This is a genomic window from Streptomyces sp. NPDC102441 (assembly GCF_044765585.1).
Lineage (GTDB): Bacteria > Actinomycetota > Actinomycetes > Streptomycetales > Streptomycetaceae > Streptomyces.
In genome coordinates this window covers 43,425-57,965 of record NZ_JBIWKH010000023.1, presented here as the reverse complement: position 1 = coordinate 57,965, position 14,541 = coordinate 43,425, and the positions used below count along the sequence as shown (strand labels likewise).

Sequence of the window (14,541 nt, the reverse complement as noted above, 5' to 3'; positions counted from 1 at the left end):
GTGATCCTGTGGGGGACCTGGGGGCTACTTCCTGCTTGCCGGTGCCCCCGGGCTCGGAGCTGTGTCCGGGGGCACCGCTGGTGCCCTGGCCGTCAAGGGCGCTGGAAGACGACCTCGGGGTTGTCCGGTGTCGGGCCGTCCAGGAGCGGCTGAGGCCGGTCCTTCAGGTGCAGGTCGAGGAAGGCCGCCACGTAGTCCCGGGTGATCTCGGTCGAACGGGTGCCGGAGAGCGGGGCCTCGGGGTCCACCGGCAGACCGAGCTGTTCGCCGAGTGCCGGGAGGTCCGTGAAGGTGAAGTGACCCGAGTCCTTGACGGTCAGCCAGCGCTTCCAGCCGTCGAGGTGCTGCCAGCCCTTGTTCCAGGACGTGTCCAGGCTGCCGGGGTAGTGGCCCGCGTCGGTGCCGAGCATCAGGAACGGGCGCTCGTCGAGGCCGGACGCGGGGATCGGTTCGAAGAAGGTGCCGTCCATGTTGACCCCGGCGTCGACGCGCGAGTCGGTGAGCATCGTGGAGGCAGCGGCGCTGCCACCGATGGAGTGGCCCGCGGCGGCCACCCGGCGCCGGTCGATCATGCGGGAGTTCTCCCAGGCTGGGCGGGGGCCGGTCAGCCGGTCGAGCACGAAGGAGAGGTCGGCGGCCCGTCCCGTGGAGACGGTCTTCAGCACTTCCCGTTCGGCCTCCTCGTCCGGCGCCGCGTCGGCCGCGTCGCAGGCAGCGCACGTGAGGACCCGGCCGCCGGGGAAAGAGGTTCCGGTGGACTCGTAGGCGTGATCGACGCTCGCCACGACATAACCGCGGCTCGCCAGGTCCTCCGCGAGGGAGGTCAGTGTGGCGCGGGGTGTGCCGAAGCCGGGGGAGAGCAGCACCAGGGGGAACCGGCCCCTGGCTGCCCGGGCGTCCGTACGGGCATGGGTGGAGGCCGAGCTGACGACGTCGGTGGGCACGATGTCGTCCAGCCCCCGCCCCGCCAGCATCAGCCGGGCCTCTTCGGTGCTCATGTACGGGGCGGGAGCGCTCCCGCTGCCGGCGCGGGCCGGGTAGTGGAGCGACACCATCAGCTCGCGGTCCCCGGCCTCGGGCACCCAGGGGTCGGTGCGGTCGTGGTCGGTGAGGTGCAGGACCTCTGCGCCGACGGTGTACGGGCCGGTCGGGCGGGGCAGTTCGAGCGTGGCGGAGGCGGGCGTGGCAGGTGCGGGTGCCGGGCCGGATAACGCCTGGGCGGTGGCGACGGGTGTGGCCAGCAGGAGTGTGGCTGCGAGGGCGGCGACGGCCGTCCGTCTGCGGAGTCTGATGGTCATGCCAGGGACACTAGGCGGCGGGATCGGGCGCAGGCATCGGACTCAGGGCTGACCCCTTGGGCTACCAGGGTCGTACGCGGGCTCCCCCGGAGGTCTCTGGACGACTACCGGCCACCGTGGCCGGGTCGCGTTCCGTCCGTACGACGGCGGGCCGGGCCGCGCCGTAGTCTTACCGAGGAGTAGCGCATTGGGGGCGGGAGGGATGTCTGACGTGAGTGCAGTGAAGAGCAAACGGATGCCGCGCGCGGTGCGTGAGCAGCAGATGATGGACGCGGCTGTCCGGACCTTCGCCCAGCGGGGATACCGGGCCGCCTCGATGGACGAGATCGCGGAACTGGCCGGTGTGTCCAAGCCCTTGGTCTATCTGTATCTGAACTCCAAGGAGGAGCTCTTCACCGCCTGCATCCGCCGCGAGTCGAAAGCGCTGGTGGAAGCCGTGCAGGCGGGTGTGGAGCCGGGGATTCCGGCTGACCGGCAACTGTGGTCGGGGCTGCGGGCGTTCTTCACGCACACCGCGGAGAACCCGGACGGCTGGGCGGTGCTGCACCAGCAGGCGAGCTCGCACGGGGAGCCGTTCGTCAGCGAGGTGGGGGCGCTGCGCGAGGAGATCGTTGCGTTCGTGACGGGTCTGATCGGTGCGGCGGCGCGTGAGGCGCACAGCGACCCCGCGCTGCCCGACCGGGATGTGGCGGGGCTCGCTCAGGCGCTGGTGGGGGCGGCGGAGGCGCTCGCCGGGTGGGCGAACGTCACTCCCGGCGTCTCGGCCAAGGAGGCCGCCTCCACCCTGATGAACTTCTCGTGGGCGGGCCTGGAGAACCTCATGCACGGGCGCGGCTGGCAGTCCCGGGGGGCCTGAGCGCGAGCAGAGGTCACTCAGCCGTCCCGGTGAGGTGGACGCGGCTGCCACGGCGCACCTGGAAGGCGGTGCCGTCGGCGGCGTACGTGACGGTGGAGGGAAGCAGGACGGGCGCCTTGAAGTCCGCCCGTACGGACCGGATCCGGCCCGGTCCGCCCGCCTCACCCCTGCCGCCGGCCTCCGCCAGGCAGCGGGCGACGGTCCACATGCCGTGCGCGATGTGCCGGGGGAAGCCGAAGAGCCGGGCCGTCACGGGGTGGAGGTGAATGGGGTTCCGGTCGCCCGAAGCGGCTCCGTAGCGTCGTCCGAGGTCGCCGGGCAGTCGCCATTCGGCCACGGCGGGCAGCTCCTGGGCCGTGTCCCGGGAAGTGGCCGGGCCGGCCGGCGCTCCGGTCGCGTGCCGCGACAGGTAGCCGCTGCGCGACTCCCAGACCAGCTCGCCCGCGAGCCGCGCCTCGGTCACCATCGTGACCTCCGTGCCACGTCGATGGGGCGTCAGTTCACTGGCGTACACGGTGAGTTCGAGCTCGTCCGTCGGTTGCATCGGCCGGTGGCCGGTGATCTCGATCCAGGTGTGGACGAGCCCCAGCACCGGCAGCGGGAAGTCGCGGCCCGTCATCAGCCGCATGGCCGACGGGAAGCCCAGGACATGCGGGTAGGTGAGCGGCAGCGTGCCCGATTCGGCGAAGCCGCAGACCCTGCTGTACGCGGCGAGGGGTCCGGGGGCGATGCGCTCGGGCGGCACCACCTCACGGGTGCCGGGCAGGGTGGCGTCGGGGCGCCCGGCCCGTTTGAAGGGTGAGGTGACGGCCCCGCGGACGAGGGACAGGCTCAGGCCGGTCATGGGTCAGGCCCCCAGCAGGCTCTGGCCGCAGACCCGCACGATCTGGCCGTTGACCGCGCCGGACGCGGGCTGGGCGAACCAGGCGGTGGTCTCGGCGACGTCGACCGGAAGGCCGCCCTGGGACAGGGAGTTCATCCGGCGTCCGGCCTCCCGGATGAGGAGGGGCACTGCGGCGGTCATCTTCGTCTCGATGAAGCCGGGCGCCACGGCGTTGACGGTGACGCCGTGCTCGGCGGCGGCGCGCGGGGCCAGGGAGCGGACCAGGCCGATGATGCCCGCCTTGCTTGCCGCGTAGTTGGTCTGGCCGTTGTTACCCGCGATCCCGGCGATGGACGCGGTGGCGACGATACGGCCGCCGCGGTTCAGGGTGCCCGTCTCCAGCAGGGCGTCCGTGGTGCGCAGGACGCTGTCGAGGTTGACGTCGATGACCGAGGCCCAGCGGTCGGCCGGCATGTTGGCGAGCCGGCGGTCCCGGGTGATGCCCGCGTTGTGGACGAGGATGTCGAGACCGTCGGGGACGGCCGCGGCGATCAGGCCGGCGGCATCGGGTGCGGTGATGTCCAGCGGCAGAGCGGTGGCTCCGAGGCGGTCGGCGGTGCGGGTGAGCTCCTCCTGGGCCTGCGGGACGTCCAGGCAGATCACGTGGGCCCCGTCCCTGGCGAGGACGGAGGCGACGGCCGCGCCGATGCCGCGTGCCGAGCCGGTGACCAGCGCGGTGCGCCCGGACAGAGGGGCGGCCCAGTCGGCGACCTTGCCGGGCGCGTCGGCGGTGAGCTCGACGACCTGGCCGCTGACGTAGGCGGAGCGTGGGGACAGCAGGAAGCGGAGTGTGGACTCGGCCGAGGCGGCGTCAGCTCCGGGGGTGAGCCGGAGCAACTGTGCCGTGACGCCCCGCCCGATCTCCTTGCCGAGCGAGCGTACGAACCCTTCGAGGGCCTGCTGGGCCGCCGCCTGGTGGTGGTCGTCGGGGGACGGCACGGTGCCGAGGACGACGATGCGCCCGCCGCCGGCCAGCGACCGTACGACGGGGTGGAGCGCCGCGTGTACGTCGGCGAGTCCGGCGGCCGTGGTGATGCCGGTGGCGTCCAGGACGACGGCGGCCGGGTGTCCGGCCTGGCCGGTGACCTTCAGGCCGGTCGTGGCGAGCACCGGGCCGAGCGTGCCGGAGAGCGCGGAGCTGCCGGCGGTGAGGTGGAGCAAGGGGCCGTCGAGGGACGGGGTTTCCAGTGTCCAGCGGCGCAGCGGCGCGGGCTGCGGCAGGCCGAGCCTGCGAGTCAGGAACCGGCCGGGAGCCGTGCCGGTGAAGTGCAGATAGCGGTCGGCCATTGTCTGGACTCCTGCTCGGTCGTAGATTTACTCCAGAGTAAGGTTACTCTGGAGTCAGGAGTTGTCGAGATGAGCTGGTCGAGTTGATTCCCCTCGCACTTCCGCAGCCGCGCAGGGTCGCGGTCATCGGTGGCAGTCGTATTCCGTTCGCCCGCTCCGACGGCCCGTACGCGCAGGCGTCGAACCAGGACATGCTGACCGCCGCGCTGGACGGGCTCGTCGAGCGTTTCGGCCTGCGGGGACAGCAGGTCGGCGAGTTCGTCGCCGGTGCGGTCCTCAAGCACAGCCGGGACTTCAACCTGGCCCGCGAGACCGTCCTGGGCTCTGCGCTGGACCCGCGCACGCCCGCGTACGACATCCAGCAGGCCTGCGGCACCGGGCTGCAGGCCGTCGTCGCCGCGGCCAACAAGATCGCGCTCGGAGCGGTCGACTCGGCGATCGCGGGCGGCGCGGACACCACCAGCGACGCGCCCCTGGGCGTCAACGACCGGCTGCGCCGGATCCTGCTGGAGGCGCGCCGGGCCAGGTCCACGGGCGCCAGGATCAAGGCGCTCGCCGCCGTACGCCCCGGGCACCTCGTCCCGGACATCCCCCGCAACGCCGAGCCCCGTACCGGCCTTTCGATGGGTGAGCACGCGGCGGTCACCGCCCGGAAGTGGGGGGTGGCCCGCGAGGACCAGGACCTGCTCGCAGCAACCAGCCACCAGCGGCTCGCCGCGGCGTACGAACGCGGCTTCCTGGACGACCTCGTCGTCCCGTATCTCGGTCTGGACCGTGACCAGAACCTGCGCCCCGGCTCCACCGTGGAGAAACTCGCCACGCTGAAGCCGGTGTTCGGCGCCGGTCACCCCGACGCGACGATGACCGCGGGTAATTCGACCCCGCTCACCGACGGTGCGGCCACCGTGCTGCTCGCGAGCGAGGAGTGGGCCGAGGCGCGTGGTCTGGAACCACTGGCGTATCTGTCGCTGTACGAGACGGCCGCCGTGGACTACGTGAACGGCGAGGACGGGCTGTTGATGGCGCCCGCGTACGCCGTGCCCCGCATGCTGGAGCGCGCCGGGCTGACCACGGAGGACTTCGACCTCTTCGAGATCCACGAGGCCTTCGCCTCCCAGGTGCTCGCCACCCTGGCGTCCTGGGAGAAGCAGGGCCTCGGGCCCGTCGACAGGGACAAGCTGAATGTGGTCGGATCGTCCCTCGCCACCGGCCACCCCTTCGCCGCGACCGGTGCCCGGATCGTGGCGACCCTGGCCAAGCTCCTCGCGGAGCGGGACGCGCCCGGCCGGGGGCTGATCTCGGTCTGCGCCGCCGGCGGCCAGGGGGTCACCGCCATCCTGGAGCGCGCCTGACCTTCCGGGACAGAGACAACTCCGCCCATCCGTACGTGAACGACCCCGCGCACCCAGCAGCCGCCTCGGCACCGGGCCCCAGGGACGGGCCCGGTGCCGGACCCCATGTCGAGGAGCCGCCCGTGTCCACGCCCGCACCCGCCGCCGCATCCGCCGCACCCACCGTTCCGGTCCTGGTCGAGCCGACCAAGGTCAGGGCGGCCGACGGCTCCGTACGGGAAGTCTCCGTGCCGCCGCTCGCCCCGACCGTGCGACGGGGCTCGCTCGCCGAGATCCCCTTCGACAACGCCAGGGAGGCCCCGTCCGAGGCGGTCCTCAGCCGCAAGCAGGCCGACGGCAGCTGGCAGGACGTGACCGCCGCCGAGTTCGCCGCCGAGGTCCTGGCCGTCGCCAAGGGCCTGATGGCGGAGGGCCTCCAGAGCGGCGACCGGGTCGCGATCATGGCCCGTACGACCTACGAGTGGACGCTCTTCGACTTCGCCTCCTGGGCGGCCGGGCTGGTCACCGTGCCCATCTACCCCACCTCGTCGGCCTTCCAGACGCGCTGGATCCTCCAGGACTCCGGAGCCGTCGCCTGCGCCGTGGAGACGAAGGAGCAGGGCCGGCTGGTCAGCCAGGAGCGGCAGCAGCTCGGGGATCTCGACCATCTGTGGCAGTTCGACACGGGTGCGACAGGCCGGCTGAAGTCGCTCGGCAGGGACATACCCGACGCGGCCGTCGCGGCCCGTCGCGACGCCCTGGAGCCGGACAGCCCCGCCACCCTCATCTACACCTCCGGCACCACGGGCCGGCCCAAGGGCTGCGTCCTGACCCACGGGAACTTCTTCGCCGAGGTCGACAACGCCATCGAGCTGCTCCACCCGGTCTTCAAGTCGGTCTCCAAGTACCCCGCGTCCACCCTCCTCTTCCTCCCCCTCTCGCATGTCTTCGGCCGGATGGTGGCGATCGGCTGTCTGCGCGCCCGGGTACGGCTGGGGCACGCTCCGTCCATCCGGACCGAGGACCTGCTCGCGGACCTGGCCGGCTTCAAGCCGTCGTTCCTGCTGGCGATCCCGTACGTCCTGGAGAAGGTCTTCAACACCGGCCGGGCCACCGCCGAGAAGATGGGCCGCGCCTCGTCCTTCGACCGCGCGGCCCGGATCGCCCGGCGTTACGGCGAGGCGGTCGAGGCCGCCGAACACGGCACGGGCCCCGGCCCCGGCCTGGGGCTCCGCGCGGCCCGCGCCCTCTACGACCCGCTGGTCTACCGGCGTATCCGGGCCGCGCTGGGCGGCCACGTCCGTTACGCGATCTGCGGCGGCTCACCCCTGGGACGCAGGCTCGCAGCGTTCTACGCCGGGGCCGGCATGCAGATCTTCGAGGGTTACGGCCTGACCGAGACCACCGCAGCCGCCACGGTCACCCCGCCCCTCAAGCCCCGCCTGGGCACGGTGGGCTGGCCGCTTCCGGGCACCGCCGTGCGGATCGCGGACGACGGAGAGGTGCTGCTCGGCGGGGGCCAGGTCTTCCGGGGCTACTGGGACACCGAGCGCGGCGAGGCCACGCCCCATCTGGTGGACGGCTGGTTCGCGACGGGGGACCTGGGAGCTCTGGACGAGGACGGCTACCTCACGATCACCGGCCGCAAGAAGGACATCATCATCACGTCGGGCGGCAAGAACGTCGCACCCGCACCGCTGGAGGACTGGCTGCGCGCCCATCCGCTGGTCAGCCAGTGCATGGTGGTGGGGGACAACCGGTCGTTCATCAGCGCCCTGATCACCCTGGAGCCCGACGGCCTAGCCCACTGGCGCCGGATGCGGAAGAAGGAAGGCGTCCCTCTGCGTGAGCTCGTCCACGACGAGGAGCTCCGGGCGGCGCTGCAGCGCGCGGTCGACGAGGCCAACCGGCTCGTCTCGCGCGCCGAGTCCATCCGTAAGTTCACCGTCCTGCCGAAGGACTTCACGGAGGGGAGCGGTCACCTCACCCCGTCGCTGAAGCTGAAGCGCGACGCGATCATCCGGGACTTCGACGCGGAGATCGAGGAGCTGTACCGCAAGCAGTAGCGAGGGCCCGCGCACGGGCCGGTAGTCGCTTCCGGAGACGGACCGCCGGGCGGGGCTGTCCCGACCGTACGGACGGACCGGAACACCCGTGGAGCGGAGGCATCATGGCGGTGCTCAAGGGCAGGACGGCGCCACGCACACGACGGGAAAATTTTGAACCGTCGCAAAGTGGACAGGGGTGCGATTCCCGTACGACCCTCCACTCCACCCTCAGACGTCGATCGCAAGGTTCATGTGCTCTGGAGCCTTCGATCGATGGCCCTGAATTCCGCATAGGTAGGACAATTCAAGGGTGAGACGTCGGAGTCTCATCCTCCGGATGTGGAAATCGCAGCGCATAGCGTCCTCTCCATGACTGAGCTGGACGCGCGGCCACAGGCCGGAGAGACGGTACGGGGAAGCACCCCGGCCGACGGCGGCGTACGCGAGAAGGGCCTCGGCGGAAACTCCGTGGGCCTGATGGGCAGCGCCGTCCTCGGGATCTCCACCGTCGCCCCGGTGTACTGCCTGACCTCCACCCTCGGCTCCACCGCCGGTGAGGTCGGGGTGCAGATGCCCGCCGTGTTCCTGGCCGGGTTCCTGCCGATGCTGCTGGTCGCCTTCGCGTACCGGGAGCTCAACAAGGCCGTGCCGGACTGCGGCACCTCGTTCACCTGGACGGTGAAGGCCTTCGGGCCGCGCCTGGGCTGGATGTGCGGCTGGGGTCTGGTGATCGCCACGATCATCGTCCTGTCGAACCTCGCGGGCGTCGCCACCTCCTACTTCTGGCTGCTCGCCGGCGAGATCACCGGCAGCGAACCGGTGGCCGCCCTGGACGACAGCAAACCGGTCCACATCCTCACGTGCCTTCTGCTGATCGCCGCCGCCACGGCGATCAGCTACCGGGGGATGACGGCCACCAAGGGCATCCAGTACACCCTCGTGGCGCTCCAGCTCGTGGTCCTCGCGGTGTTCGTCGCGATGGCCGTGCAGAAGGCGGGCAGCGGCGACTTCGCCACGACGGCCACGGACTTCTCCTGGTCCTGGCTGAACCCCTTCGCCGTCCGGTCCTTCGCCGCCTTCACGGCCGGACTGTCCCTCTCGATCTTCATGTTCTGGGGCTGGGACACCTGTCTCACCGCCAACGAGGAGACCACCGGAGCCGACAGGACGCCCGGCCGGGCCGCACTCATCGCCATGGTCGTCCTCGTCGGCTCCTACCTCGCCACCGGCATCGCCGCCCAGATGGCCGTCGGTACCGGCGGCTCAGGGCTCGGCCTCGCCAACCCGGACACGTCCGACAACGTCTTCGCCGCCCTGGCCGGACCGGTCATGGGCCCCGGCCTCGGCATCCTGCTCTTCCTGGCGGTGCTGGCCTCGGCCGCCGCGAGCCTGCAGACCACCTTCATCCCGGTGGCGCGCACGGTCCTGGCCATGGCGGCGTACGAGGCCCTGCCCGCCTCCTACGCCAAGGTCCATCCCCGCTTCCGGACGCCCGGCAGGGCCACGGTCGTCGCCGGTGTCGCGACCGGGGTGTTCTACACGGTGATGACCCTGGTCAGCGAGCACGTCCTGGTCGACACGATCTACGCGCTCGGCCTGATGATCTGCTTCTACTACGCGCTGACGGCCTTCGCCTGCGCCTGGTACTTCCGCGCCGACCTCACCCGGTCCGCCCGCGACCTCGTCTTCAAGGGGCTGTTCCCCGTGGTCGGCGGCGCCCTGCTCACGGCGGTCTTCGGCAAGACCCTGTACGACATGTGGGATCCGGCGTACGGCTCCGGTTCGTCCGTGCTCGGCGTCGGATCCGTCTTCGTCATCGGTGTCGGGCTGCTGCTGCTCGGTGTGGTGCTGATGGAGGCCATGCGGCGCCGGGGCCCGGCGTTCTTCCGCGGTGAGGTGCTGACGAAGGAGACCCCGGCGCTGGTCGTGCAGGACTGAATCGCCCGGCGAGGCTCCGATCCACCCGCCGCACGGCATACGTTGGGACCGTCACGGACGACGACGGAGGTGCCTCGCATGCGGATCGCCACAACGATCTTCCTCACCGACGAGACGATCACGCCGGTCCGGCTCGCACGTGAGCTGGAGCAGCGCGGATTCGCCGGGCTGTATCTGCCCGAGCACACCCACATCCCGGTGAGCCGGGAGAGCCCCTATCCGGCGGGCGGCGAGCTGCCGGCCGAATACGGCCGCACCCTCGACCCCTTCGTCGCCCTCGGGCAGGCCGCCGCCGTCACCGAGCGGCTGTCCCTCGGCACGGGCATCACGCTGATCGCCCAGCACGACCCCATCGACCTGGCGAAGCAGGCCGCCACGCTCGACCACCTCTCCGGCGGCCGGTTCACGCTCGGCATCGGCTTCGGCTGGAATGTGGAGGAGGCCGCCGACCACGGCGTGGAGTGGTCGACACGGCGCGCGCTCGGCAGTGACCGGCTGGCCCTGATGCGAGCCCTGTGGGCGGACGAACCGACGGCCTACGAGGGCAGGTTCGGCTCGGTCCGGGCGAGCGACGCCTACCCGAAGCCGGTGCGGAGGCCGCGCGGCCCGGTCAGCGGCCCGCGCACCCTGATCGGCGGGGCGGCAGGGCCGAAGCTGTTCGCGCAGATCGCTAAGGACGCGGACGGCTGGCTGCCGATCGGCGGTCGCGGCCTGTCGGAGTCCGTGCCGAAGCTGCGCGCCGCCTGGGAGGAGGCGGGCCGCGACCCGAAGCAGCTCCAGGTGGTGCCCTACGCCGTCCGGCCCTCCCCGGGAAAGCTGGCGTACTACGCGGATCTCGGCGTGGACGAGGTCGTCCTGCAACTGCCCCCGGCCGGGGAGGCCGAGGTGCTGCGCGCGCTGGACGCGTACGCGGCCCATTTGTGAGAGGACCGTGGTGGGAAGCCGCCGGGTGCAATTCCGGTGCAACCATCGACGCTAAAATCGCATCTATCACCTCCGGACATCGATGGTGCGGCCCGTGTGCGTGTGTGCTCGGCTGCCTGGGAGCGGGAGCACGATGAACAGGCCTTTGCGGCACATAGCCATCTTCTGTGGGCTGCTGATGCTGGCTCTGCTGGTACGCGCCAACTGGGTCCAGTACGCCCAGCGCGAGGAACTGGCCACGCACGAGCACAACCGGCGGGTGAAGATCACCCAGTTCGCCACCCCGCGCGGCGACATCATCGTCGACGGCAAGGCGATCACGGGATCGAAGGCGGTCGATGGGACCGACTTCAAGTACCAGCGCACGTTCAAGCAGGGCGCGATGTACGCCCCCGTCACCGGCTACGCCTCCCAGGCGCAGGGCATGTCCCTCCTGGAGAACACGTACGACAGCATCCTCAGCGGCCAGGACGAGCGCTTCGCCTTCCAGCAGGCCAAGGACATGCTCACCGGTGAGAAGCGGCGCGCCGGCGATGTGATCACCACCATCGACCCGAAGGCGCAGGAGGCGGCCTACAAGGGCCTGACCGAGCTGGACGCCCGGGGCGCCGTGGTCGCCCTCGACCCGGCGACCGGCAAGGTCCTCGCCCTGGTCTCGACCCCCTCGTACGACCCCTCGGCCTTCGCCGGAAACTCCTTCAAGGAGGGCGACAAGTTCCAGGCCCTGGTCGACGACAAGGGCAAGCCGCTGGCCAACCGCCCACTGCGCGAGACCTTCCCGCCCGGCTCCACCTTCAAGATCCTCACGGCCGCGGCGGCCCTGGAACACGGCGTCGTCACGGACGTCGACGCCAAGACCGACGCGGTCTCCCCGTACCCCCTGCCGCTGTCGTCGAGCAAGATCAGCAGCGAGGCCGGAGACGCGACGTGCAACAAGGCGTCGATGAAGACGGCCATGCAGTTCTCCTGCAACAACGTCTTCCTGGACGCCGCCGTCAAGGTGGGTGACAAGGGGATGCGCGAGACGGCCGAGAAGTTCGGCTTCAACGCGGACGTCTACTCGGAGGACTTCGGCGACATGCTCGCCTCGAAGAGCCTCTACCCCGAGAAGCTCGACAAGCCCGGCACCGCCCTCACCGGTATGGGCCAGGGCAGCCTCACGAGCACCCCGATGCAGATGGCGATGATCACGGCGGCCCTCGCCAACGACGGCAAGCTGATGCAGCCGTACATCGTCGACAAGCTGCAGGGCCCGGACCTGTCGGTCCTGGAGGAGCACGAGCCGCAGCTCAAGAGCCAGGCCGTCTCCGAGGAGACGGCGAAGAAGGTCCAGGAAATGATGGAGTTCACCGCCACCGACGGCAGTGCCAAGCGCGCGCTGATCGACGGCGTGACGGTGGGCGGCAAGACGGGTACGGCGCAGCGCGGTGACGACGTGAGCAAGGAAGTCCCGTACGGCTGGTTCGTCTCGTACGGCAAGAAGTCCGACGGCAAGTCGGTGGCGGTCGCGGTCTTCATCGACCCGACGGCCATGGACATCTCGCGCTCGGACATCTCCGGCGGTGGCCTCGGCGGGCCGATCGCCAAGGATGTGATGAAGGCGGTGCTGGGGAAGTAAGCAGTTCCGCACTCCTGGCGCAACCGCAGCCCCCGCCCCGGCTTTCCGCCGGGCGGGGGCTGCGGCTGTCACGCCGCAGTGGTGATCTCCGCCGGCGCGGGCTCGGGGGCCTCCGTGCCGCCTCCGGCCAGTCGTAGGGTCACGGCGGCGGTGAGGCCCGCAAGGAGGCCCCAGGTCAGGGCGGCCGGGACGTGGCTGCCCAGGGCGCCGTGCAGGTACTGCCAGCCCCACCGCAGGCCCGAGTCGGCCCCGGTCACCGCGAACTGGAACAGCTGGCCGGCCAGCAGCCCGACGACGGTCGCGCAGACCCCGCCGGCCGCCGTCGCCGGCACGGTGGTCCGGGTCAGGAGGACGGGCAGCAGCCGCAGTGCCCACCACACCACGGCGAGCAGCAGCGCATCGGCGAGTCTGTACAGGAGCCAGCGGCCGAGGGAACCGTCCGTCGGCGCGTTCCAGCCACCGAGCAGCAGCCATGTGCGCAGCAGGTCGCCCGGCTCGGAGAGCAGCCGGCCGGACAGGGAGGCCGTCTGGAGGGAAGCGGCCACGGACTCGTACGAGAGGACCACCAGGGACACCGAGACCACGGCGGTCCCGGCGGTCGCCGCCAGGCGGGCCGCCCGCACCGGAACGGCCCCCAGCGGCAGCGGGCCCGCGCCCTTGGCGGTGACCCGGGCGGCGAGCACGGTGACCACCGCCGCGACGAGCGCGGTCACCACGATGATCTGCTGCCCGGAGGACGCCATGCCCGCCAGCTGGGGCAGGAACCGGTAGCTGCCGCGCCCGGTCGAGGCGATGATCCACGGCGCGGAGACAGCCGATGCCAGCATTCCGGCCACCATGCCCCAGGCCCACACCGCCAGGAGCGTGGCCGGCATCCGGCGGTTCACCGGAGGCAGCCTGCGCACCAGGAGCAGCGCGCCCGGTACGAAGAGGGCGAAGACGGCGGCGAACCGGATCTGCATGCCCGTCTCGTGCAGCGAGAGATAGCGGGCGGGGTCGGCCGAGGCCGGGTCCCCGATGTCTCCCAGCACCCCGGTGCCGAAGCGGACGGAGTCCGGGGGATCGTACGACCATGGCGAGAGCCAGCTCTGGAGATCGGCGACCACCCGGCCCCCGAGCGCGCTGGTCGCGCCCTGGAGACGCAGTGCGTCCACGCTCGCCCCCGCCCACCACAGCAGCGCCGTGAGCAGCAGTCCCCCGGCCAGTGCCGGTATCGCCGCGCGTCTGTATGTCATGTGCCGTCCGCCCCCATGTGATCGCACCCCGCGATTCCCCTGCGGTGGGAGATTACGGGCTGTCGATCACGTGGGGATCACGGTCGCTGGGGAGTTCCGGACCACGACGGCGAGCGGCAGATGTCCGTCGCGGTGAACCTGCAGAGGTGGAACAGGCTCTATGCCACGGGCAACCCGCAGCCCCATCCCATCGACGGCGCGCTCGCGGAGCTCTACCGCGTCGCCATGTACAGCTGACCGGCCGGGCGTTGAGGGCTTTCACCGGACTTAGAGTGCGGGGCATGTCTTTCTCTGCCGATCCGAGGCAACCCAGGTCCGGCGCCGTGGTCACGTCGTCGGCACGGCACTTCACCCGCCGACGGCGGGTCCTCACGGCTGTTGGGGCCGGTCTCGTCGTGATCGCCGTAGGCATCTGGCTCCTGTTGGGCACGGGGCCCGGACCGGGCGGTCATGCGCCCATGGCCATATGCGCGGTCGACAGCAGTACCCTTCGCGCCGACGTGGACGCGGACGGGCGACTGGACGAGATCCGCGACCCGGGACGCGACGGCAGCAGCTCGGTCGTCGTCCGGGGAGACGATCACCGCGTGACCGTCGGCGTCGGCGATGCCCGCGGGTTCTGGCAGAAGCTGCGAGGCGCACCGAAAGAGGATATGGAGACACGGGGAACCTTCGGCGACTTCGACGGCGACGGGTACCTCGATCTGGCTCTCTTCTACAGTCAGGACGACGCGGGCGACAGCCCGCGGGACAACATGGTGGTGCATGAGGTGCGCTACGGGCCTCTCGCCAGTGACCTGAGCAGTGACCGGACCGGCACCATCCGTATGCCGAGCCCGGCGTTCGTGGGCGGGGTGCGGGCCACCGACACCGATCACGACGGCCGCGCCGAGCTCCAGGTCTTCCAGTCGACCGGGGACGGTGTCATTGCCCGCCATGCCGGGAGGCAGCACAAGGGCGGGATCTCTGTGAGCGGTGAGGAGCCCGACTCCTACGGGAACGGGGACTGGTCCGGATTCGAGCGCGGATGGCCGGACTTCGGCGCTTGTGGCGACAGCCCTTAGGGTCTCCGGTTCTTTGGAACCACGACATGCGAACGGGCCGGGCTCTCCACCCCTGATGG

General features: G+C 71.1%; 11 protein-coding genes and 1 pseudogene. 8 read left to right on the top strand and 4 right to left on the bottom strand.

From position 1 onward, the window contains the following. Window positions 1-92 precede the first annotated feature (92 nt). Window positions 93-1,298, bottom strand: coding sequence for an alpha/beta hydrolase family protein (locus ACIREO_RS36630; RefSeq protein ID WP_404118559.1), 1,206 nt, complete (start codon window positions 1,296-1,298; stop codon window positions 93-95). Window positions 1,299-1,533: 235 nt separating this feature from the next. Between ACIREO_RS36630 and ACIREO_RS36625 the strand changes: the two genes are divergently transcribed. After that, the gene (locus ACIREO_RS36625) at window positions 1,534-2,154 is read left to right on the top strand and encodes a TetR/AcrR family transcriptional regulator (protein WP_404118703.1); all 621 of its coding nucleotides are present in this window, start codon (window positions 1,534-1,536) and stop codon (window positions 2,152-2,154) included. 13 nt (window positions 2,155-2,167) lie between these two features. Here ACIREO_RS36625 and ACIREO_RS36620 read toward each other — a convergent pair whose 3' ends face one another. Then, a complete protein-coding gene (locus tag ACIREO_RS36620; protein ID WP_404118556.1) occupies window positions 2,168-2,998 on the bottom strand; it encodes a MaoC family dehydratase in 831 nt (276 codons plus the stop codon). 3 nt (window positions 2,999-3,001) lie between these two features. Continuing rightward, window positions 3,002-4,324: a 3-oxoacyl-ACP reductase gene (locus ACIREO_RS36615; protein WP_404118553.1), complete on the bottom strand. Its 1,323-nt coding sequence runs from the start codon at window positions 4,322-4,324 to the stop codon at window positions 3,002-3,004. A gap of 74 nt (window positions 4,325-4,398) precedes the next feature. Between ACIREO_RS36615 and ACIREO_RS36610 the strand changes: the two genes are divergently transcribed. The 5 genes from ACIREO_RS36610 to ACIREO_RS36590 all read left to right on the top strand — a co-directional run bounded on the left by ACIREO_RS36610 (window position 4,399) and on the right by ACIREO_RS36590 (window position 12,183). Further along, a complete protein-coding gene (locus tag ACIREO_RS36610; protein ID WP_404118702.1) occupies window positions 4,399-5,676 on the top strand; it encodes an acetyl-CoA C-acetyltransferase in 1,278 nt (425 codons plus the stop codon). Between the two features lie 122 nt (window positions 5,677-5,798). Beyond that, on the top strand, window positions 5,799-7,721 hold the full coding sequence (locus tag ACIREO_RS36605) for an AMP-dependent synthetase/ligase (RefSeq protein WP_404118551.1): 1,923 nt from the start codon (window positions 5,799-5,801) through the stop codon (window positions 7,719-7,721). Window positions 7,722-8,072: 351 nt separating this feature from the next. Continuing rightward, window positions 8,073-9,641, top strand: a complete 1,569-nt coding sequence (locus ACIREO_RS36600) for an APC family permease (RefSeq protein WP_404118550.1) — start codon at window positions 8,073-8,075, stop codon at window positions 9,639-9,641. Between the two features lie 78 nt (window positions 9,642-9,719). Further along, on the top strand, window positions 9,720-10,565 hold the full coding sequence (locus ACIREO_RS36595) for an LLM class F420-dependent oxidoreductase (protein WP_404118548.1): 846 nt from the start codon (window positions 9,720-9,722) through the stop codon (window positions 10,563-10,565). A 133-nt stretch (window positions 10,566-10,698) separates the two neighbouring features. Beyond that, window positions 10,699-12,183 carry a peptidoglycan D,D-transpeptidase FtsI family protein gene (locus ACIREO_RS36590; protein WP_404118545.1) on the top strand — a complete coding sequence of 495 codons (1,485 nt, stop codon included), beginning with the start codon at window positions 10,699-10,701 and terminating at the stop codon, window positions 12,181-12,183. A 68-nt stretch (window positions 12,184-12,251) separates the two neighbouring features. Here the strand turns inward: ACIREO_RS36590 and ACIREO_RS36585 are convergent, their stop codons facing one another. After that, window positions 12,252-13,418: a hypothetical protein gene (locus ACIREO_RS36585; RefSeq protein WP_404118543.1), complete on the bottom strand. Its 1,167-nt coding sequence runs from the start codon at window positions 13,416-13,418 to the stop codon at window positions 12,252-12,254. 105 nt (window positions 13,419-13,523) lie between these two features. Between ACIREO_RS36585 and ACIREO_RS36580 the strand changes: the two are divergent. Further along, window positions 13,524-13,655: pseudogene (locus ACIREO_RS36580) on the top strand (hydrolase); the annotation flags it as partial. A gap of 44 nt (window positions 13,656-13,699) precedes the next feature. Continuing rightward, window positions 13,700-14,482, top strand: a complete 783-nt coding sequence (locus tag ACIREO_RS36575) for a hypothetical protein (RefSeq protein WP_404118541.1) — start codon at window positions 13,700-13,702, stop codon at window positions 14,480-14,482. Window positions 14,483-14,541: the final 59 nt, after the last annotated feature.

Bases quoted from the DNA above. Each gene is read 5' to 3' on its own strand.
- ACIREO_RS36595 (WP_404118548.1), top strand. From the start codon at position 9,720: ATGCGGATCGCCACAACGATCTTCCTCACCGACGAGACGATCACGCCG.
- ACIREO_RS36575 (WP_404118541.1), top strand. From the start codon at position 13,700: ATGTCTTTCTCTGCCGATCCGAGGCAACCCAGGTCCGGCGCCGTGGTC.
- ACIREO_RS36620 (WP_404118556.1), bottom strand. From the start codon at position 2,998: ATGACCGGCCTGAGCCTGTCCCTCGTCCGCGGGGCCGTCACCTCACCC.
- ACIREO_RS36630 (WP_404118559.1), bottom strand. From the start codon at position 1,298: ATGACCATCAGACTCCGCAGACGGACGGCCGTCGCCGCCCTCGCAGCC.
- ACIREO_RS36585 (WP_404118543.1), bottom strand. From the start codon at position 13,418: ATGACATACAGACGCGCGGCGATACCGGCACTGGCCGGGGGACTGCTG.
- ACIREO_RS36615 (WP_404118553.1), bottom strand. From the start codon at position 4,324: ATGGCCGACCGCTATCTGCACTTCACCGGCACGGCTCCCGGCCGGTTC.
- ACIREO_RS36625 (WP_404118703.1), top strand. From the start codon at position 1,534: ATGCCGCGCGCGGTGCGTGAGCAGCAGATGATGGACGCGGCTGTCCGG.
- ACIREO_RS36590 (WP_404118545.1), top strand. From the start codon at position 10,699: ATGAACAGGCCTTTGCGGCACATAGCCATCTTCTGTGGGCTGCTGATG.
- ACIREO_RS36600 (WP_404118550.1), top strand. From the start codon at position 8,073: ATGACTGAGCTGGACGCGCGGCCACAGGCCGGAGAGACGGTACGGGGA.